This is a genomic window from Bacillus sp. AK25 (assembly GCF_048270685.1).
GTDB classification, from domain to species: Bacteria; Bacillota; Bacilli; order Bacillales; family Bacillaceae; genus Bacillus; species Bacillus altitudinis.
On record NZ_JBLUWC010000001.1, the window covers coordinates 287,689 to 308,580 of the forward strand.

At 42.6% G+C, this 20,892-nt stretch carries 19 protein-coding genes; 16 read left to right on the forward strand and 3 right to left on the reverse strand.

Features of this window, described 5'->3' with window-relative positions; all coding sequences use genetic code 11:
* Window positions 1-44 precede the first annotated feature (44 nt).
* The 7 genes from ACNO7B_RS01600 (at window position 45) to ACNO7B_RS01630 (ending at window position 7,896) form a co-directional block, all read left to right on the forward strand.
* The gene (locus ACNO7B_RS01600) at window positions 45-1,661 is read left to right on the forward strand and encodes a YceG family protein (RefSeq protein ID WP_096880960.1); all 1,617 of its coding nucleotides are present in this window, start codon (window positions 45-47) and stop codon (window positions 1,659-1,661) included.
* A 14-nt stretch (window positions 1,662-1,675) separates the two neighbouring features.
* Entirely contained in the window at window positions 1,676-2,770 is a 1,095-nt protein-coding gene (locus tag ACNO7B_RS01605; protein ID WP_007498324.1) for a toxic anion resistance protein, read from the forward strand.
* 400 nt (window positions 2,771-3,170) lie between these two features.
* Window positions 3,171-4,436, forward strand: coding sequence for a glycine/proline betaine ABC transporter ATP-binding protein OpuAA (opuAA, locus tag ACNO7B_RS01610; RefSeq protein ID WP_017358586.1), 1,266 nt, complete (start codon window positions 3,171-3,173; stop codon window positions 4,434-4,436).
* Window positions 4,437-4,446: 10 nt separating this feature from the next.
* On the forward strand, window positions 4,447-5,292 hold the full coding sequence (opuAB, locus tag ACNO7B_RS01615; RefSeq protein ID WP_024718999.1) for a glycine/proline betaine ABC transporter permease subunit OpuAB: 846 nt from the start codon (window positions 4,447-4,449) through the stop codon (window positions 5,290-5,292).
* The gene (locus ACNO7B_RS01620) at window positions 5,292-6,173 is read left to right on the forward strand and encodes a glycine betaine ABC transporter substrate-binding protein (protein WP_008342122.1); all 882 of its coding nucleotides are present in this window, start codon (window positions 5,292-5,294) and stop codon (window positions 6,171-6,173) included. The genes opuAB and ACNO7B_RS01620 overlap by 1 nt, the downstream gene beginning before the upstream one ends.
* A gap of 108 nt (window positions 6,174-6,281) precedes the next feature.
* Window positions 6,282-7,088, forward strand: coding sequence for an alpha/beta fold hydrolase (locus ACNO7B_RS01625; protein ID WP_417901844.1), 807 nt, complete (start codon window positions 6,282-6,284; stop codon window positions 7,086-7,088).
* A gap of 85 nt (window positions 7,089-7,173) precedes the next feature.
* Entirely contained in the window at window positions 7,174-7,896 is a 723-nt protein-coding gene (locus ACNO7B_RS01630) for an SDR family NAD(P)-dependent oxidoreductase (protein ID WP_046526591.1), read from the forward strand.
* Between the two features lie 48 nt (window positions 7,897-7,944).
* Here the strand turns inward: ACNO7B_RS01630 and ACNO7B_RS01635 are convergent, their stop codons facing one another.
* Complete coding sequence (locus ACNO7B_RS01635) at window positions 7,945-9,072, reverse strand: M20 peptidase aminoacylase family protein (RefSeq protein WP_060780733.1); 1,128 nt, start codon at window positions 9,070-9,072, stop codon at window positions 7,945-7,947.
* 153 nt (window positions 9,073-9,225) lie between these two features.
* Between ACNO7B_RS01635 and ACNO7B_RS01640 the strand changes: the two genes are divergently transcribed.
* The 3 genes from ACNO7B_RS01640 (at window position 9,226) to ACNO7B_RS01650 (ending at window position 13,487) form a co-directional block, all read left to right on the forward strand.
* Window positions 9,226-10,656 carry a YfcC family protein gene (locus tag ACNO7B_RS01640; protein WP_007498311.1) on the forward strand — a complete coding sequence of 477 codons (1,431 nt, stop codon included), beginning with the start codon at window positions 9,226-9,228 and terminating at the stop codon, window positions 10,654-10,656.
* Between the two features lie 217 nt (window positions 10,657-10,873).
* Window positions 10,874-11,821 (forward strand): L-lactate dehydrogenase, encoded by a 948-nt coding sequence (locus ACNO7B_RS01645; RefSeq protein ID WP_007498309.1) that lies wholly within the window; start codon window positions 10,874-10,876, stop codon window positions 11,819-11,821.
* Window positions 11,822-11,864: 43 nt separating this feature from the next.
* Entirely contained in the window at window positions 11,865-13,487 is a 1,623-nt protein-coding gene (locus tag ACNO7B_RS01650) for an L-lactate permease (protein ID WP_007498307.1), read from the forward strand.
* A gap of 249 nt (window positions 13,488-13,736) precedes the next feature.
* Here ACNO7B_RS01650 and ACNO7B_RS01655 read toward each other — a convergent pair whose 3' ends face one another.
* Complete coding sequence (locus ACNO7B_RS01655; RefSeq protein ID WP_017358581.1) at window positions 13,737-14,726, reverse strand: LacI family DNA-binding transcriptional regulator; 990 nt, start codon at window positions 14,724-14,726, stop codon at window positions 13,737-13,739.
* A 109-nt stretch (window positions 14,727-14,835) separates the two neighbouring features.
* Between ACNO7B_RS01655 and ACNO7B_RS01660 the strand changes: the two genes are divergently transcribed.
* From ACNO7B_RS01660 to ACNO7B_RS01685, 6 genes are all read left to right on the forward strand, one after another.
* Entirely contained in the window at window positions 14,836-16,161 is a 1,326-nt protein-coding gene (locus ACNO7B_RS01660) for a DegT/DnrJ/EryC1/StrS family aminotransferase (RefSeq protein ID WP_017358580.1), read from the forward strand.
* Complete coding sequence (locus ACNO7B_RS01665; RefSeq protein ID WP_024718989.1) at window positions 16,136-17,002, forward strand: HAD-IIB family hydrolase; 867 nt, start codon at window positions 16,136-16,138, stop codon at window positions 17,000-17,002. Before ACNO7B_RS01660 ends, ACNO7B_RS01665 begins: the two co-directional genes overlap by 26 nt.
* Window positions 16,999-18,045 (forward strand): Gfo/Idh/MocA family protein, encoded by a 1,047-nt coding sequence (locus tag ACNO7B_RS01670; protein ID WP_007498302.1) that lies wholly within the window; start codon window positions 16,999-17,001, stop codon window positions 18,043-18,045. The genes ACNO7B_RS01665 and ACNO7B_RS01670 overlap by 4 nt, the downstream gene beginning before the upstream one ends.
* 57 nt (window positions 18,046-18,102) lie before the next feature.
* Window positions 18,103-19,290: an MFS transporter gene (locus tag ACNO7B_RS01675; RefSeq protein WP_255816843.1), complete on the forward strand. Its 1,188-nt coding sequence runs from the start codon at window positions 18,103-18,105 to the stop codon at window positions 19,288-19,290.
* Between the two features lie 125 nt (window positions 19,291-19,415).
* Entirely contained in the window at window positions 19,416-20,045 is a 630-nt protein-coding gene (locus tag ACNO7B_RS01680) for a LysE family translocator (RefSeq protein WP_081114636.1), read from the forward strand.
* Window positions 20,046-20,337: 292 nt separating this feature from the next.
* On the forward strand, window positions 20,338-20,547 hold the full coding sequence (locus tag ACNO7B_RS01685; RefSeq protein WP_417901845.1) for a UPF0715 family protein: 210 nt from the start codon (window positions 20,338-20,340) through the stop codon (window positions 20,545-20,547).
* On the opposite strand, the gene ACNO7B_RS01690 is transcribed toward ACNO7B_RS01685, so the two are convergent.
* On the reverse strand, window positions 20,542-20,823 hold the full coding sequence (locus ACNO7B_RS01690) for a DUF2651 family protein (RefSeq protein ID WP_025206706.1): 282 nt from the start codon (window positions 20,821-20,823) through the stop codon (window positions 20,542-20,544). The two genes, ACNO7B_RS01685 and ACNO7B_RS01690, sit on opposite strands and share 6 nt — an antisense overlap.
* Window positions 20,824-20,892: the final 69 nt, after the last annotated feature.

Here is a 20,892-nt window from a genome sequence, read left to right on the forward strand (position 1 = left end):
TAGTAGTAGCTTTCGAGAAAATATAGGAGAAAGGAAGGAGCGGCGTGAGTTATAAAGAAATCAACGTAACCCAGACACGGGCGAAACAGGAAGCCTGGAAAAACCTGCTGAAAAAGCCGCTCCCTGAACGAGACGGCTACGTCAAGGACGAGCACACCTTATCCTTGCCGCGTCTCGCCGCCCGTGTCCTTGGAACTCCGCATGATGCAACCGATTATTTTATTTATTTACATGAATTATACGAAACTGACGGCATGCATATTTTAAGTGAAACCCTCAACCGGCATATTGAGCCGGAGCACTTTCAAGCGCTCCAGCGGATTCATATGATCAATCAGGAAGAAAAGGGATTGTCCGTGAATCGATTTGTGGCTTTCTTAGACGGTGAACAGCTCATTGTGCGTCATCCAAACCCAGTGATGAACCGGCATATTCGTCTTTCGTTAATTCAGGTGTTTGAACATTTCAAGCAGCTGCATGAAGGGGGATTCCAGCATCCTGATTTCCGCCGTGTGCTGCTAGATGTAGTGAAGTTTTCAAATAATCATCTAGGACCATGGCTGAAGGAAGGCAATATGGAAGAAAAAATGCCAGCTGTCATTTGGTATGGAGAGGCGAATAAAAGTCAGCTTTATTTTCTTTACTATGTCATGCTGATTGGCTGTGATGTGGTGCTGTTTCATCCAGAAGGCAAGGATCAATTTCGTGAATTAGATCCAGAAGAAAAGCTGACTTTTATTGATCAGTATCCAGGGACGTCAAAGCTTGAACCGTTCCCTACTGAAAAGCCTGAGAGGAAATCAACGGTGGCGTACCGTTCGACAAGAGAGCTTGAAGAGGTACTTCACACAGAAGATTCCATGCTGTATAAGCCATGGCAATTCAGAGATCATACCCCTCATTCTATTACGCTAAAGACAACGTATGATGAGCTGTTTTTAATTGCGAAGGAACGGTCGTTTATCCGCCCGAATTTCAAAGCAGACCGTGACACCATACAGATTCCGAATCTTTTTGCGAAGATGATGGGGGTGACGAGAGACAAGCGAGAATATTGGGACCGTATCCATACGCTAATGGAGGGGAAAGAAACGAAAACGATCCGTCATTTCCCTTTCACACAAGAAGTGTCTTCGAATTATCAATTTCATTATCAGCATGCACTCTCTAAAGCAGGAGAGGTTGACCCTGATTTGTTAATGAAAAGCAATGTGTGGCAGTTCTCGCATTTATATGAGGGCACGCAGCGTGCGATCGCAGAGGCCATTTCTCGCATTTGTCAGCATCCGAAGCTGTTAAAAGAAGGCCATGAGACCGAATTAGATGTGCGTATTTATTTATTCAAGCAGCTTTTGCATATGAACCAAGATGTAATTGAACTCATTCAAACCTTTGATTATGCCCAGACTGTACCGAAAGTGATTTTATACCATACGGAATATAATGGTGAGCTGACTCGTTCTGATGCGGCTGCCCTGATTTTCCTAAATGAAATGGGTGTGGATCTCTTCGTCTATCATCCCGCCGGCTATCAGTGTATAGAGCGGTATATAGACGATCAATTATTTGATACACATTGGCTTGATGAAATGGTCATGAACCAAGAGTTTAAAGAGCCGTCCATTGTGAGAAAGTTATTTCAATCCATTAAAAACCGATAAGGAGATCAAAGCTTATGACAAATACAAACGGAAATGACATCATTTCAATTGATAAAGAGGAAATCACGATTGAAAAGGCAGACGATATTCGCGTTCAGCTGCGCAATGAACCAGAAGTCCAAAACATTGCGAGACAGATTGATGCCAAAAATCAGCTTGAACTGCTTGAATACGGGAAACAGCCGGCTGTCGAAATCTCTAAGTTTTCTGACCGTATCCTCTCTATGATGCGTTCAACAAGTGTCACAGACTCAGGAACGATGCTTACACAGCTTGGAAAGATTATGGATCGTTTTGATAAAAATGATTTTGACGAGCCGAAGGGCGGTTTGTTGTCAAAAATCTTTAAACGCGGCGGCAGCATGATCGAAAAGATATTCAGCAAATATCAAACGCTCGGTGCAGAAATTGAAAAAATCAATGTGGAAATCAGTAAATACAAAGATGAAATGACCAAATCGACGGTTACGCTTGAAGAAATGTATGAGCATAACATTCAATACTATATGGAGCTTGAAAAGTATGTCGTCGCAGGGCAAATGAAGATCGAAGAATTAAAACAATTGGTTCCTTCTTATGAAGAAAAAGCGGCGGGGGGAAACCAGCTGGCACAAATGGAGCTGGATACGCTTCGTAATGGGATTCAAGCGCTTGAAGAGCGTGTATATGATCTTGATATGGCACGGATGGTGGCCCTTCAAACGGCACCGCAAATCCGTTTGCTGCAGCGTGGTAATACGAAATTAATCGGGAAAATTAACTCTGCCTTCATCATTACGATTCCGATTTTCAAAAATGGAATCATTCAAGCGGTAACAGCGAAGAGACAAAAGCTTGTGGCTGATTCCATGAGTGAACTGGACAGAAGAACGAATGAAATGCTGAAACGAAATGCTGAAAATATCTCAAGTCAAAGTGTTGAGATTGCTAAATTATCAGGTCGTCCAAGCATTGACATTGAAACGATCGAATCATCCTTCAATACGATTGTACAAGGGATGAAAGAGACGAAGCAGATTGAAGAAGAAAACAAACGATTACGTGAGGACGGAACAAAACGTATGCTTGAGCTTCAAGATAATATTAAGAAAGCTGCCCTAGAGTCCTAAAAAAACAGGCTGTCTGTAACTAAAGTTGCAGGCAGTTTTTTCATGAATTTGATTAAAATTTGAGGAAAAAGGTTTTTATGTGACCTTTTTCGGGTAAATCCTGTTCAGGGGCATGGTTCACCCATGAAAGAAAAAGTCCGCTATCACAAGGATTCGACTTATTTTTTAGCACAATAAGGAATTTCCAGTAAAATATTGTCTGGTGAGAGAAAATACCCCGTAAAATATGTAGTTTATGAAGCATTCTATAGGATTTACGAGTAATACGGCGTATAAACTGTAATCACCAGACCTCTATATGGAATTCATACATATTGTACGGAAATAAGCGAATTCTAAAGATTGTTCGCATCATAACGCTTATGTTACGGTTATAAAGATGCTAATTTGGAGGGAAAAAATGAATTCTGAAGAGAGAAAGATCAAAATCAAGATAAATAATGTATCTAAAATTTTCGGTAAAAATGCTAAAAAAGCATCTCAAATGCTTGAAAAAGGGAAGACAAAAAGAGAAATCCTAAAAGAGACCGGCGCAACAGTTGGTGTCAATCGAGCAAATTTTGATGTGTATGACGGCGAGATATTTGTCATCATGGGGCTATCAGGGAGCGGAAAGTCCACACTTGTGCGGCTGCTAAATAGGTTAATCGAACCAACCTCCGGCGAAATTTATATTGATGGGGATATGATAACAAATATGTCAAAGGATCAATTGCGTGAAGTTAGACGGAAAAAGATCAGCATGGTCTTCCAAAACTTCGCATTGTTCCCGCATCGTACCATTCTGGAGAATACAGAATACGGGCTTGAATTGCAAGGTGTAGAGAAAGAACAGCGCCGCTCTAAAGCGCTTGAATCTTTAAAGCTTGTTGGACTTGAAGGTTTTGAAGAGCAGTACCCAAATCAATTAAGTGGCGGTATGCAGCAGCGTGTTGGATTGGCACGTGCACTAGCTAATGACCCTGATATTTTGTTAATGGATGAAGCATTCAGCGCACTAGATCCATTAATTCGTAAAGACATGCAGGATGAATTGCTTGAGCTTCATACGTCTGTAGGAAAAACAATTATTTTCATCACGCATGATTTAGATGAAGCGCTTCGTATTGGCGACCGCATTGTCCTCATGAAAGACGGGAATATCGTTCAAATCGGAACACCAGAAGAAATTCTGATGAACCCATCGAACGAGTATGTTGAACGTTTCGTTGAAGATGTAGACCTTTCTAAAGTATTAACCGCTGGTCATATTATGAAACGTGCAGAAACAGTTCAGATTGATAAAGGGGCACGTGTTGCGCTCACGCTCATGAAGAACCTTGGTATTTCGTCTATCTATGCAGTAGATAAGAAAAAGCATTTATTAGGTGTTATTTCTGCACAAGCAGCGAAAAAAGCGGCAGAAACGGGTGCGTCGCTAGAAACTGTTCTTGATAAAGAATTTACGACAGTATTGGAATCAACGTATTTAACAGAGATCTTTGACGCGGTGTCTGATGCGAACATTCCAATTGCCGTTGTAGATGAGAAAAACAGAATGAAGGGTATTGTGGTCAGAGGTGCATTGATTGGTGCATTATCAGGTAATGATGAATATATCAACATGTCTTCTAACAAGCTAGAGGAAATTAAAGCACAAGAGCCTTCTGCACAGGAGGTAGAATAAGATGTTTAGTATGAGTGATTTACCTAGAATTCCGTTCGCGGATTATATCGATCAATTTGTTGACTGGTTAACATTAACCTTTGGTGGTTTCTTTGATGGCATCACAAATGGATTAGCTGGAACAGTAAATGGTATTGTAGCTGCACTTGGCGTCATTCCATCCATTATTTTAACGCTTATCTTTGCCGGCATTGCTTGGTGGATCAGTACAAGAGGAGTTGCTCTTTTCACACTTATTGGATTCTTACTGATCGACTATTTAGGCTACTGGCAGCCAATGCTGCAAACACTTGCGCTCGTTCTGACAGCTGTGGTCATTTCTATCGTGATCGGGGTTCCGATCGGTATTTGGGCATCACAGAAGGAAACAGTGCGTAAAATTGTCACACCTATTTTAGACTTAATGCAGACAATGCCTGCATTCGTTTATCTTTTACCAGCAATCTTCTTCTTTAACATCGGAGTAGTACCTGGCGTTGTGGCATCGGTTATTTTCTCTATGCCGCCAACGATTCGTATGACCATTCTCGGGATTAAACAAGTACCATCTGATTTAATTGAAGCAACAGAAGCTTTTGGTTCAACGACATTCCAGCGTTTGTTCAAAGTTCAGCTTCCACTTGCTACAAAAACCATCTTAGCTGGGATTAACCAAAGTATCATGCTTGCTCTATCCATGGTCGTCATTGCGGCAATGGTTGGTGCACCAGGACTTGGTTCGGAAGTATATAGTGCAGTAACGCAGCTGAAAACAGGGATTGGTTTTGAAGCTGGTATTGCCATTGTTATTGTAGCGATCACACTGGATCGTATTACACAAAACATTAAAACGAAAAAAACCAGGGGGAATGCTTAATGTGGAAAAAGTCTCTCTACATTGGGATGACCGCCCTGCTCGTCTTTTTACTAGCGGCTTGTGGTGCACAATCAGATTCAAATGCAAGTGCAGCACAGCAGGTCAATAAAACGATTATCGGGATTGATCCGGGTTCAGGTATTATGGCCTTAACCGATCAAGCGAAAAAGGATTACGGTTTAGAGGATTGGACGGTTGTATCTGCCTCAAGTGCAGCGATGACAGCGACATTGAAGAAATCGTATGACCGTAAAAAACCGATTATCATCACTGGCTGGAATCCTCACTGGATGTTTTCCCGCTACGATTTGAAATATTTAGATGATCCGAAAAAATCATATGGTGACGAAGAAGAAATTCACACCATTTCTCGTAAAGGATTTGCGAAGGATCAGCCGGAAGCAGCCAAAATGCTCAGTCAGTTTAAATGGTCTCAAGATGATATGGGTGAAGTGATGCTTGATATTCAGGATGGCGTCAAACCAAAGGATGCTGCAGTTAAATATGTGAAAAAGCATAAAGATCAAGTAGCGAAATGGACAAAAGGCGTGAAAAAGTCAAACGGTGACAAAATCAATCTTGCCTACGTTGCGTGGGATAGTGAGATTGCAAGTACCAATGTGGCCGCAGAGGTATTGCGTGAACTTGGCTTTAAAGTGACCTTGACTCAGGTTGAAGCGGGCCCAATGTGGACAGCAATTGCAACCGGAAGTGCTGATGCATCATTATCTGCATGGCTTCCAAATACGCATAAAACGTATGCAGCGAAGTTTAAAGGAAAATATGATGATCTCGGTACAAGTATGAAGGGTCTTCGCATGGGTCTCGTTGTTCCGACTTATATGAAAAACGTCAACTCGATCGAAGATTTGAAAAAATAGCCAATTGTATAACAGTTCCCTTATAATAGAAGGGAGCATATGGAAAAAGCAGTCTGCTCAAAAAGCGACTGCTTTTTCTTATATATAAGGATGGTGGATGAGTTGTCGATGGTGGAAAAACCAATGATGATTTTCCTGCACGGTGGAGGCGTAAGCAGCTGGATGTGGCAGGAGCATATGGAAATATTCAAGGAAACGTATGAATGCTATACCCCTGATTTTATTGGTCACGGGACAAGAGCAAATGAAACGTCGTTTTCCATGCGAGAAAGTGCTTATGAAATCATTTCATGGATAAAGGAGCATGCACATGGCCGTACAGTCATTCTAATTGGCTTCTCTCTAGGTGCACAGGTAGCCGTTGATGTGTTATCGAGAGAGCCAGACATCGCAGACATCGCCATCATCAATAGCGCCCTTGTGTTGCCATTACCATGGCTCTATTTGATGGTAAGGCCCATTTTACCTCTTACATATCCGTTATTAAAGAAAGATTGGTTCATCCAGCTGCAAGCAGAAAAGATGGGACTTCCAAACGATGTACTGGATCATTATGCAGCGGATTCCAAACAATTGCAGAAGAAGACGTTGCTTACGATGTTTCAAGAAAATCTTCATTACAAGCTCCCTGAGACGTTTCAACAAGCGAAGGCACGGATTCTTGTGACAGTGGGAGAAAAGGAAAAGGGCATTATGACTAGGTCAGCAGAAAAAATCACGAATGCACACCCGAATGCAGCCGGGTTCATCGTTCCTGACATTGGACATACGTTTACTTTTGAAAAGAAAGAACTTTTTGTCGACATGATCAAAAGCTTTATAGAAGCGCGTGCGTTACCAGAGGAATTAAAGGAAATAAGGAAGCTAGGCCAATTAGAAAGTAAAGATGAGCATAAAAGGGGCAGGCATGTATAAGACACTGTATGATATAGGTATAAAACGCTTACAGATGAATGGGTGTAGTGGTGGAAGCTCGTAAGTGAGCCATGAAGGAGGAAGCATGAGTAAAAACTATATCATATTCGGTGCGAGTCAAGGATTAGGGGATGCCTTTGTAAAAGGTCTTCCTTCAAGTGGAGATACAGTATGGATTGTGTCACGAAGTGAACCAAGCAGTTTGAACATAGACGATGGGGTGCGTAGAATTTGGCTGAAGATCGATTTATCAAGCCAAACCCATATCCCTTTTATGCTCGAAGCATTGAAGAATCAAACAATTGATGTACTTATTTATAACGTAGGCTTATGGGAGAAACGCGGCTTTGAAGATGATTATTCTTTCGATCTTGATCAACCGGAGGATATCGCTCATTTAATCAATGTGAACGTTACCTCAACGATTACCTACATCCAAGCTCTGCTTCCGCATGTAAGGACATCTGGGAATGGAAAGATCATCGTCATTGGTTCTACTGCGGGACTTGACCATACGAATTTGTCTCAGGTTTCTTTTGTTGCTTCTAAATTTGGGCTTCGTGGTATTGTGAACGCACTAAGAGAGCACGTAAGGAAAGATAAAATATCCGTTACCTGTATCAATCCAGGGGAGCTGGCGGCAGAAGTTCCGTACGAAGATGGCGCTGAAAAAGCCATTGCTCTGTATGATGAAACGAGAATACCTGTACAAGATATTGTCGAGCTTGCGAGATGTGTTATTCATCTATCAAGGGTGTCCTGTGTGAAAGAAATCAATGTCCCGGCAATGACAGATGTGAATGCGTAAAATAAAGGAGACCACCCGCTTCAGGAAAGACGGGTGGTCTCCTTTATTTTAAGATGAATGCTGCTGAAGTGTTTCGTATACAGCTTCCGTCAAAATCTCAATGCCGGTAAAAATCGCAGAGCGATCGAATGTCATATAAGGGTGATGAAGCCCAGGTTTTAAATCACAGCCTAAACCGAGCATCGTCGATTTAATATGCGAAACCTTTGCTGCATAAAAATGAAAGTCCTCTCCGCCTGTCGTCACGATCGGTGGATCGAGCTGTTCTTTGCCTAGCACTTGCTCTATGGCATGTGACATGATCTCCACAGCTTCTTCATTTAATGTCGCAGCTGGAAGACGATGATCAGTTGAAAGTGTGATAGAGGCGCCAAAAGCATCCGCTACAGAATGGCATGCTCTTTCAATTTCCTTTTCTAATTCATCCATCACTTCGTTTGTCTGCGCCCGAACGTCGAGTGTAAAAGAGGCCTTGCCAGGTATGATGTTGGAGCTGCCGCCGCCTGCATTTAAATTGGTCATTTTCACAGAATGAGCGACTCGTGGATCGACATGGATATGCGCCAGTCTTTGCACAAGCGTAGATGCAACTTCGATGACGTTGACCCCAAGGTGCGGGCGTGCACCGTGTGCTTCCTCCCCTAGAATGGTCCCGACGTAATGATTACTTGATCCGTGCAAAATGGCAGGAGCGCAGCGTCCGTTTAAGGTTTCTTGAATTGGGCGCACATGCACCCCGTATAAATAATCGACGTCAGCTAACACACCTTTTTCGATCATCTTTAAAGCGCCGCCGCCTCTTTCTTCGGCAGGCTGAAAAATGAATCGGATCGTGCCACTTGGAAGTTCTTTTTCTTTCAATGCCATGAATGTCCCAAGTGCCATCGTCATATGAGCATCGTGTCCGCATGAATGGTTGGCTTGAAATACGCCATCTACTTCCTGCCACAATGCGTCAATATCGGCTCTCACAGCAACCACTGGTGCGCCTTCCCCAATTTCACCAATTACCCCTGTACAGTCTTCAAATGTTCTCGTTTTACAGCCTAATTTCTTTAATAGATCTTCAATATAAGCCGTCGTATTTGTCTCTTCCCAGCTGATTTCTGGATGAGCGTGCAGATGTTCAAAGATGTCTGTCACGGTTTGTTTCATCTCGTTTGTCAAAGTTGTCATGAGAAGCCTCCTTGCTGACAGATAATCTGCCAAAACATTCTTTTAGTGAAATAATATTGATCTTAAATATCATCAGTGTTTATAATATAACACATCATTTGATTATTCAGAAAATTAAGTGAAATTCCGATCGGGACAAAGGGGTTTTGACAGATGAAAACAGCGACAGTATCAGCACCTGAGAAACAAAAAAGAAAACTTCAGATGCCGGATGCGTATGTACTCTTATTTATGATTGCTTTAATTTGTACGATCGCAACGTATTTTGTACCAGCCGGTGAATTTGATCGAAAAACGTCAGGAGAAATCACAACAGCTGTTCCTGGCAGTTATCACCGTATAGATCAATCACCAGTTAGTCCGGTTGGTTTTTTTACAGCGATTCAAGAAGGGATGGTTGGTTCATCCTCTATTATTTTTCTGATTCTTTTTACTGGCGGAACCATTGCGATTTTGGAAAAGACAGGTGCCATTAACGGGATGATTCACAATGTCATCAGCCGGTTCCAAACGAAACAGCTATTGTTTATTTGTATTGTTGGCGGATTGTTTTCTGTACTTGGGACGACCGGAATTGTGGTGAACTCGGTCATTGGCTTTATTCCTATTGGAATCATTGTGGCACGTTCTTTAAAGTGGGATGCAGTGGCGGGAGCGGCGGTTATTTACATCGGCTGTTATGCAGGTTTTAACGCAACCATTTTGTCTCCATCTCCATTAGGTTTATCACAAACGATTGCAGAACTGCCGATTTTTTCTGGTATTGGTCTGCGTGTCATCATTTATCTTTGTTTTCTTCTATCTAGTATTGTGTACATCTATTTATATACAAAACGCCTGAAAAATAAAGAAAAGGGGAGCCTGCTTGGTGACGAGTGGTTTCCTGCTAAAGGGCTTGGAGGAGCTGATGCGGAATCTGTGGACAAGCCTGAATTCACCGGCAGACATAAGCTGATTTTAGCGGTGTGCGGTTTGTCGCTTGGGGGTTTTTTATATGGTGCGCTTCAGCTTGGCTGGACCGATAAGGAAATGGCTGGTGTGTTTATTTTCATGGCCATTGCTGCTGGACTGCTTGGGGGATTAGCTGCCAATGATATTGCAAAAACGTTTATTGTCGGCTGTCAAAGCCTTGTATACGGCGCACTCATTGTCGGCATGGCACGCTGCATTTCAGTCATTTTGGAAAACGGCAAGCTGCTTGATACTGTGGTGAATGGGCTTGCGAGTATGCTGACAGGGTTTAGTCCAATCGCTGGTGCGATCGGCATGTATATCGCCAGTGCGCTCCTTCACTTTTTGATTTCATCAGGATCAGGAGAAGCTGTTGTTTTTATACCGATTCTTGCGCCGCTTGCTGATTTAATGGGTATCACGAGACAAGTAGCGGTAGAAGCAGTGATGCTCGGTGAAGGGGTGGTCAACTGCGTGAATCCGACTTCAGGTGTGTTGATGGCTGTCTTGGCTGCAAGTGGGATTCCTTACGTGAAATGGCTGCGTTTTATGGTGCCGCTTGCGCTCATTTGGTTCGTCATCGGCCTTGTCTTTATTTGTATCGGTGTCATGATCAATTGGGGACCTTATTAAATAAGAGAGAAGCTGCCAAAGAGTGTTTGGCGGCTTTTTTCTTATGAGAACATGTATGGGGACAGCGGTTTAAAACCACAATATGAGTGTTCACAAAATGGCTACATTATTTTTTTGAGCAATCCCCTTGCAAAAGTTTGTGAAGTGTTGCACAATAAGAATGTGAAATACTTCACATAAGAAAAACAACCTAGTTTTACTCAGGAGGATGAGATAAATGACAAACGAAAAAGTAAACAAAGTAGCACTTATTGGAGCAGGTTTTGTCGGCAGCAGTTATGCCTTTACATTAATAAATCAAGCAATCACAGATGAATTGGTAGTCATCGATTTGAATCAAGATAAAGCAATGGGTGACGTCATGGATTTAAACCACGGGAAAGCATTCGCCCCGCATCCTGTGAATACTTGGTATGGAGATTATGAGGATTGTCAGGATGCTGATATTGTATGTATCTGCGCTGGTGCAAACCAAAAGCCAGGTGAAACGAGACTTGATCTTGTTGAGAAAAATTTAAATATATTTAAAGGCATTGTAGACAATGTGATGAAAAGCGGATTCGATGGTATTTTCTTAGTTGCTACGAACCCAGTTGATATTTTGACTTATGCGACTTGGAAATTCAGCGGACTACCAAAAGAACGAGTGATTGGCAGTGGAACAACGCTTGATACGGCAAGATTCAGATACATGCTTAGTGAGTACTTTGAAGCAGCGGCGCACAATGTGCATGCGTACATCATTGGAGAGCATGGAGATACAGAGCTTGCTGTTTGGAGCCATGCGAATATCGGAAGTGTACCGATCACAGAATTAATGAAGAGAAATGACCAATACAAACAAGAAGATTTAGACGACATCATGGAGAATGTCCGTCATGCTGCTTACCAAATCATTGAGAAAAAAGGAGCGACTTATTACGGCGTAGCGATGAGTTTAGCCCGTATTACTAGAGCCATTTTACACAATGAAAACAGCATTTTGACTGTCAGCACTTATTTAGATGGGGAATACGGAGCAGAAGATGTCTACATTGGTGTACCTGCCCTCGTGAACCGAAATGGTGCAACAGAAGTGATGGAGCTCGCACTGAACGACACAGAAAAAGAAAAATTCGCACATAGTGTGAATGTGTTAAAAGAAATTTTAGCTCCTCATTTTTAATCAATCAAAGGCAACCTATCTGAGCAGAAAAGGATGAATCACTATGTGGCAGCAAATATATGATCCGTTTGGTAATGAGTTCGTCAGTGCATTGGTGGCCATGCTTCCAATCTTGTTTTTCCTACTTGCATTGACTGTATTTAAGTTAAAAGGGGTATTAGCCGCTTGTTTTACCTTGATCGTCAGTTTTGTAACAGCTGTTTTCTTCTTTCATATGCCAATTGAAAAAGCATTATCTGCTGTGGTGCTCGGTGTATCTAATGGGCTGTGGCCGATTGGATATATCGTCATCATGGCCGTATGGCTCTATAAAATTGCTGTGAAGTCTGGAAAGTTTGATGTCATTCGTTCTAGTATTGCAGGAATTTCTCAAGATCAACGGTTACAGCTCTTATTAATTGGTTTTAGTTTTAACGCATTTTTAGAGGGAGCCGCTGGATTCGGTGTACCGATTGCGATTAGTGCCGCTCTTTTAACAGAGCTTGGGTTTAAACCACTAAAAGCCGCCATGCTCTGCTTGATTGCAAATGCTGCGTCTGGCGCTTTTGGTGCAGTAGGTATCCCGGTTATTACTGGAGCACAAATGGGGAATATGACGCCGCTAGAGCTGTCTCAAACCCTTGTGTACACCATTCCATTTATTTCTTTCTGTATTCCGTTTCTGCTTATTCTCATTGTAGACGGCTTTAAGGGAATTAAAGAAACGCTTCCAGCCTTGCTTGTTGTGAGTGGAAGCTATGCGATTCTGCAGGCTGTTACAATGGTCACGATGGGTCCTGAGCTTGCCAATATTATTTCAGCTTTAGCGAGTATGGGAATTTTGGCTTTATTTCTTCGAAAATGGCAGCCGAAACATATTTATCGTGAAGAAGGGGCACCAGCCATTGAGAAGAAACAAACGTATAGCGGTGTTGAGGTGCTGAAAGCATGGTCTCCGTTTTATATTTTAACTGCCGTCATTACTGTATGGAGCCTACCAGCTTTTAAAGCATTATTTGCTGAAGGAGGACCGTTTAACTGGACAACCATTTTAGTGAAAATGCCGTTTCTGCATCAGCAAATTGTGAAATTACCGCCAATTGCCCAAACAGAAACACCGATTGATGCGATCTTTAAAATTGATGTTATTAGTGCAACAGGTACCGCCATTCTAATTGCAGTGATGCTGACAGGATTGTTCAGCAGACATATTACATTAAAAGAAGGGGCTGCCTGCTTAAATGCAGCGGTCAAAGAGCTTTGGGTCCCTGTTCTTACGATTTGTTTTGTCATGGGCTTTGCCAACTTGGCGAACTTTGCAGGTCTAAGTTCTGCTATCGGACTAGCGCTTGCTAAAACAGGCGATTTATTCCCGCTTGTCAGCCCAGTGCTTGGCTGGATCGGCGTGTTTATTACGGGATCTGTTGTGAGTAACAATGCCTTATTCGGCAACCTTCAAGCGGTCACTGCTTCTCAAATCGGCTCTCAGGCAGGTTTGTTAATCGGGGCAAATACGACCGGTGGTGTGATGGCGAAATTAATTTCTCCACAATCTATTGCTATTGCAACAGCAGCTGTAGGAGAAACAGGTAAAGAATCTGAGCTCTTCCAAAAAACAGTGAAGTACAGCTTCATTTTGCTCGGCATCGTATGTATATGGACATTCATTCTTGCTCAATTTGTATAGGTTGATCGATTGATTGAAAAATGGAAGACTGAGAGATTTCTCAGTCTTCAGATTGTTAACAAAGGGCTAAAATATACTTTTTTTAGCCCTTTGTCTTCTTTTCAGCGTGAAAGAAAACCTTTGCAGTCTAGGAAGGACGAGCACTGGAGCGGAGCGAATTCGGCATTCGTGAGCACCAGAGCGCAGGACTGACAAAGAATGCGAGGGTTTGTCTACACGCTGAGACTGAGAGATTTCTCAGTCTTTTTTTTATGTAGATTCTCGTGTGACAAGCCGAGTAGGCAGTTGAATATGTTCACGTTGTAATGGTTTTTGATCTTGTAGCAGCTGAATCATTTGTTTGACAGACTGCTGGCCAAGCTCGACGATGGGGATGTCGATGGTCGTGATCGTTGGAGCTGTCACCTCGCAAATGTCTTGGTTGTCATAACCGATCACCGCTAAATCCTTAGGAATGTGATATCCATATGAAATGGCTTGTTTAATGAGGCCTGCTGCCACTTGATCATTGCCGGTGAAAATCGCATCCGGCGCATCCGGCATCCGGTGGATTAAGTCCATCAAACGAAAGCCGTCTTCAATGGTAAAAGCCTCGCCAAACAGCCAATCTTCTTTAAGCGGCAAACCGTGATCAGAAAGCGCATCAAGATAGCCTTGCTTTCTTTGTTTTTGTGCTTCACTGCTTTCTGTATCAAAGCAAAATCCAATGGATGTACGCCCTGATTGAATCAAGTAGTCAACCGCTTTATAGGCAGCTTCCCGCTCATCATATCCGATAATCGGAATGTCTGCTGTTTGATGAAATTCATTTGCCATGACGATTGGGCCGTTTGCTAAAAATGGCTCGATTGTTTCCCACTTATTTTCTAACGCCCCCAATATGACACCATCTACTTCTTTTCTTTTTAATAATTGAAGCCCTTCAAGTTCTACTGATTCTTGATAAAACGTCTGGAGCACGATGGCTTTATACCCTTGATCTAGTGCTTCCTTTGAAATGCCTTTAATCAATTGTGCAAAAAAAGGATGGTCCACAGCTGGAACAGACACAGCAATGGTTTTTGTCTGATGTGACCGAAGGGTGCGGGCTGCTGAGCTTGGTGTATACTCCATTTCCTTCATCACCTGTAAAATGTGCTGGCGCTTTTCTTCGGATACATATGGATGGTTGTTCAGCACCCGAGAAACAGTGGTCGTTGAAACCCCGCAGCGTTTGGCAATTTCATAAATTGTACACATATTAACAAATCCTTTACACAAAGTTATTGTTCTGAAATCGATAACATCATTTACAATGTGAAACAAGTTAAATATTAACAAATGGAATTGATTAATTGGAGGGAATGGAATGCAAATATTGACGAAGATATCAGGTAAAAGCAAGGATTATCTACCGTTGCTGGATATGATCAATCAAGGTGTTCAAGTAAAGGCTGATTCAGTTGAAAAGAATCTAGCGAATGATAAGCTTGCTGCGTTCCTTGAGCAAGATATTGCGCGTACGGGTTTGGAAAAAATTCTCTTCCATTATAAACAAAATAAGGAAAAAAAGATACCGTTCCTGCCGGTCGATAAACTGATTTCGGAGGATGAGATCGATGATATTATGCAGGTGCTGAAAGAAGTATTAAGTTCAGGCCGTTTTACATCAGGCCCTTATATTCCAAAGTTTGAAAAGACGCTCGCAGCGTACTTAGGGAAAAAATATGTCATTGCCACATCAAGTGGAACAGATGCCTTGATGATCAGTTTAATATCAGCAGGCGTCCATCCTGGAGATGAGGTCATCCTGCCTGCCAACAGCTTTGCTGCAACAGAAAATGCAGTGCTTGCGATTGGTGCGATTCCAGTCTATGCCGATATTGATCCAGACACCTACTGCCTAGCGGCGAATGAAATAGAAAAGCATATCACAGATAAGACAGTATGTATTCTCCCGGTTCATTTGTATGGAAAGCAAGCGGATATGAAGGCCATTTCGACGATTGCAAAACGGCATGGTCTATCGATCATTGAGGATGGCTGTCAGGCGATTGGCAGCAGCGGGCTTGGGGCATTTGGGGATGGACTTGTTCTCAGCTTTAATCCTTACAAAAACCTTGGAGTTTGCGGAAAGGCAGGAGCCATCGCAACAAATGATGAAGCCCTAGCAGAAAAATGCATGGAAATCAGCTATCACGGTTTTGAACCAGGAAAGAAAAACGTGAAGCGCAGTGACTATGGCTTTAATTCTAAGATTGATAACTTACAGGCCGCAATCGGGCTAGAACGAATGAAATATTTAGGTTTACAAAACTTTAAACGCTTTTACTTGGCAAAGAGATACATAGATCAGCTGCAAACGCTGGAAGACGAAGGATATATTAAGCTTCCGAAGCTGACAGACGATCATGTATGGCATCTATTCCCGATCAGAGTGGTGAAGGGAAGCCGAGATGAGCTGGCAGAGAAATTATTAGAAATGGGCATAGAAACAGACGTCTATTACCCAATCTTATCGCATCAGCATCAAACGAATCTTGTTTCTCAAAAGTATAGACAAACGGAACTACCACATACGGAAAAAGCCGTACAGCAATTACTCCACTTGCCGCTTTACCCAGGAATGCCGCTGCAAGATCAGGAGAAAGTCATCGAGGGGGTCCATCATGTTATCAAATCTTCCATTCAATAAAAAGCTTGTGCATCAACCGCAACATCCGCAGTGGATCGTCTTCTGTGATTTCGATGAGACCTATTATTCTCACGGAATGACCGAGGAGCAGAGAGAGGATGTAAAACGGCTGGAAGCTTTTGTGGCAGAAAAGAGCGAAGCCGGACAGCTCATGCTGGGCTGGGTGACGGGAAGCAGCCTCGATTCTGTTACGAGCAAAATGGAGAAGGGTGGTTTCTATCAATTCCCGCATTTCATTGCGTCGAATTTAGGAACTGAAATCGTGTATACATCAGATGGGAAATTTGGACAGCCAGATGCAGAATGGATGAAACGGCTTGATGCACAAGGCTTTTCAGACGAAAAAATTGAAGATATTCTGCAAGCCGTACGTGAAAAGGGGATTACCCTTAGGCCGCAAACGCAGCTAGGCAGCTCTGGGTATAAAAAGAATTTCTATTATCAGGAGCAGGATGAACGAACAGATCTCCATCATCTATCGTTCATCCAAACACTTGCGAAGGAGCGGGGTGTGGCGGTGAACATCAACAAATGCAACCCACTTGCGGGTGACCCTGCGGATTGCTATGACGTTGATTTTTTACCAGTGGGAACAGGGAAGGATGAAATCGTTCGGTTTATGCTGAATCAATATAACCTGTCAAAAGATAAGGGCTTTGCTTTTGGTGATAGTGGGAATGATCTGCGGATGCTTCAATCCGTCACACACGGCTTTCTTGTCCAAAATGCAACAGCCGAAGCCAAACGGCACCACCATCAAATTTGTCATCATGGGTATGCAAAAGGAATCTATGAAACATTGAAAACAGTGATGTATAAACATGAGGAGGCACATTCATGAAGAAAATTGGAATTGTTGGAGCAGGGAATATTGCAAAAGCACATGCTAGAGCCTTATCAACGATCAAAGGTGCAGAATTATCTGGGGTCTATGACTTGCACGAATCCGTTGCACAAGGATTTATTAAACAGTACGGCGGACGGGTGTATGCCAGTATCGAAACACTAGCGGATGCATCAGATGGATTGATCATTGCTTCCCCTAACTTCTGTCACAAGGACCATGCCCTTCAGGCGCTTAGAGCAGGACAGCCGATTTTATGTGAAAAACCGATGGCTGTATCGTTAAAAGAAGCGAAGGAAATGGTGGAGACAGCCAAACAGTTCCAGGTTCAAGCCAGTATGGGCTTTAACTATCGCTATTTATCCTTTGTGAATATTTTGAAGAACTTGATCGCCAATGGTGAATTAGGACGCGTTTTGACAGTACGGACACATTTTAAGAAAAATAGTGCCCTTAGAAGAAAGACATTTTCGTGGAGAGACAGCGGCGAAAGTCTGCGTACAAGTGGTGCATTAGGAGATTTAGGGATTCATTTGATTGATATGCTGTGGTACTTATTTGGCAGTGAAATGAAAAAAGAATCCCTTAATACGAAGATGCTGACACATGTAAAGGAAAAAGAAGAGAAAAAGGTACAGGTTGATGACCATACCGAAATTTTTGGACAAATGGAGAATCAAGTGTTCTTTCATTTGGTGACGTCCAAAAGTACGCAGCCCGAGGAATGTGGATTTAGTGTAGAAGTGGTGGGGCATGACAAGGTTTTTAAATACCATACAAACATGAAAAACGAATATGAGATCAGTGATGGTTTGTGTGTAGAGCGTCATCAAATGCCGCAAACATTGCTGACAGATCCGCCGAATGAATTTTATGGATGGTCTGATACATTCCGTGATCAGCTGATGCATTGGGTAAATACAAACTCATATCCATCTCATATGAAGGTAGCTGATTTTGAAGATGGTTATCGCGCGCAGGCTGCGCTGAATACATGCTTCGAGAGGGAAGAGGCTGTCGTCTCTGCCCGTGCATATTAATGAAGAGGTGGAGCGGAGGATATCATAACTCCGCTCCTTTTTAGAGGAAGTGAAAAGATGAAAAAGGTGTTTTATTTTGGCTGTATCTTTTATTTTTTTATTGGGACCATTCATGTGTTTTTTGGCAGTTTAACGCCTTATTTGCTGTCTAGTTATGATAAGGGTCCTGGGGAATTATCTTCTTTAATCTTCTTTCAGTTTATTGGTTTTTTGACAGGCGTTCTTTTGTCGCCCATTCTTGTGAGGAAAAAAGGTTATGGGGCTGTCCTGACAATGGGGTTGCTGCTGATGATCGGAGCGCTTCTTCTTGGCCTTTTGGTGCCGGGCTGGACGATTCTTGTGGTGGCAGGTTTTTTCCTTGGGAGCGGTGCAGGCAGTCTTGAGACGACGGCCGGGGCGTATGTGATTTCAATGGCAAACAGTGCAAAGCGAATCAGCATCATGGAGGTCTTTTTTGGATTAGGTGCGCTATTATTTCCTCTATTGATTCTGCTGACTGTGACAGAGGAAACGTGGCATTATGTGTTTTTATTTCAAGTCGGTGCACTGACTTTTTTTCTCATGCTCTGGCTTACCTTTATGAATAAACTCCCTCGTGGGCAGATGGCGGCTCCAATTCAAGACATGAAGAAACCGTCCTTGCTGTTTGATCGAGGGAATCGAATGATTGTGGTGTTGATGATCTGTTTTGCGTTTTTCTACGCAGGAATTGAAACGAACTTTGCGAACTTTTTACCGTCGATCATGCTAGAAAAAGGGGGAGACAACTGGGGTCTTTTTGCGGTCTCTACTTTTTGGACAGCGATCGTCATTGGCAGAACTGTCATTGCGAGAAAAGCCGATCAGCTGCATCCGCTGCGTTTTTTAAAGTTAAGCGCAGCGCTGATGATTGTGCTGCTCGCCGTATTTGCTCTAGCCACCCACATCGCCGCGCAGCTAATTCTTATCTTTTTCATCGGTCTGTGCGCAGCTGGCATGTTCCCCATTGCCTTGACGGCTTCTGCATTAATGATTGAAAATGCCATCGACGAGGCCACGAGTTATTTTATTGCCGCCGCTAGTTTAGGTGGAGCTTGTTTGTCCTTTTTGATTGGGTTTAGCCTTGAGTGGGCAGGTGCGGCAAGCGCCGTCTTTGTTTTCGCCTTTTTAGCTGTTCTCCTTTTTGCGGCTGCCATTCAAATGAATCGATCTCGGAAAAAAGAAACCATACCCACACAGCCGCCGGCGATGAAAGCCGATCGATAAGCAGCTGCTCTGGTGGCTCCTCCTTTTGTATAGCATATCTTCAGAAAAGGTGACGAAGGACTTGTACTAAAACAACGAAAGCGTGAATAACATGTACAAGTCAGCATCAAAAGGAGGACGTCTATGTGGCGGTGTTTTTTGGTTATATCTTTTTAGGGTTGTCACTTTCAGCGCCTGTTGGGCCAGTCAATGCAGCCCAAATCGACAGAGGAATTAAAAGTGGATTTTGGCACGCTTGGATTTTTGGTGTGGGGGCTATGGCTGCGGATATTGTCTATATGCTCCTCATTTATTTTGGTGTCGCCCAGCTTTTGACTGCACCTCTTGTGAAAACTTTTTTGTGGCTGTTCGGCTTTTTCGTTCTGACCTATACCGGTATTGAAAGCCTTCGTAAAATCAATTTGCAGGAAAGCCCAAAGAAGGATGGAGGAAACACGTCGATCGGGCATTCGTTCATGACGGGATTTTTTATTTCTCTTTCCAATCCGCTTAGTATTTTATTTTGGCTTGGGATCTATGGCAGTATTTTGGCCAATACGATTGAAAAGTATGGAGCATCTCAAATGCTGATGTACAGCATGGCTATTTTTATCGGCATGCTCATATGGGATTTCTGTATGGCGCTGCTTGCCAGTACGTTTAGACGGTATTTAAATGAACGAATTTTGCACGGCTTATCCGTTCTGGCAGGTCTCTCTTTACTTGGCTTCGGTGCTTACTTTGGATATCAAGGAATCATGGCGCTCATTGGATAGAATGGTTGATCAGAAAAAGGGCTAAAATCTAAATCATTTTAGCCCTTTTTCATATTTGACAGAAATAGGACACTCTTCAATAATGATGGAAGATACATAAAATTGAAGGAGTTTTTGTCATGCGTATGTTCCTGCCAGCATTCAACTATGTGTGTATGCTGATGTTGTCTGTGATCACAGCGACATTTGTTTATACCATGTTGTTTGCCCCACCTGAATCCAGATTCAGTTATGTGGAGGTCACCAGTTTTTCATTTTGATCGCTTATGTCCTATTTGCTGCACCTATCCAAATGGTTTTACACCGTCATCCTGAGAAGTTTCGACGCCGTGATTTATTGGTTTATTTTATCGGGGCGTGGGTGGTTTGTACGGCGCTTGCTTTATGGATTGATTATGGTGTTGTCGTCTTTATTAGCTACAAAGTTTATCTATTTAGCTTTTGCGCGGCCTTCGTTTATTGGCTACTTGATTCCGTCTTTTTAAAGAAGAAACAATCATAAAGGCTTTTCCCGTTTTTTCTCTTGAATATGAACGTGTATGACCTTCGAGAATCCGCTTGATACAAAAGCAAGAGCCGTCATCAGAAGGACCCAATATAGATTGCTAAGGTCAAATCCAGTATAAGCGAAGATGAAAATCATCGAAATCACGGACGTTAATATGAGGACAGGCCATATCCGTTTAAATAGCAGATAACCAACAAATCCCCAAAGGAAAGCCATCACTGGTAGTGTAAATAAGATCAGATACATCGGATGGAGAAAAAGAAGACGCATGTCATTCACCCATTTCTTTTATAATGACCAACTCTATTAGATAGAGGCGGCTAAATGATGATATGCAGA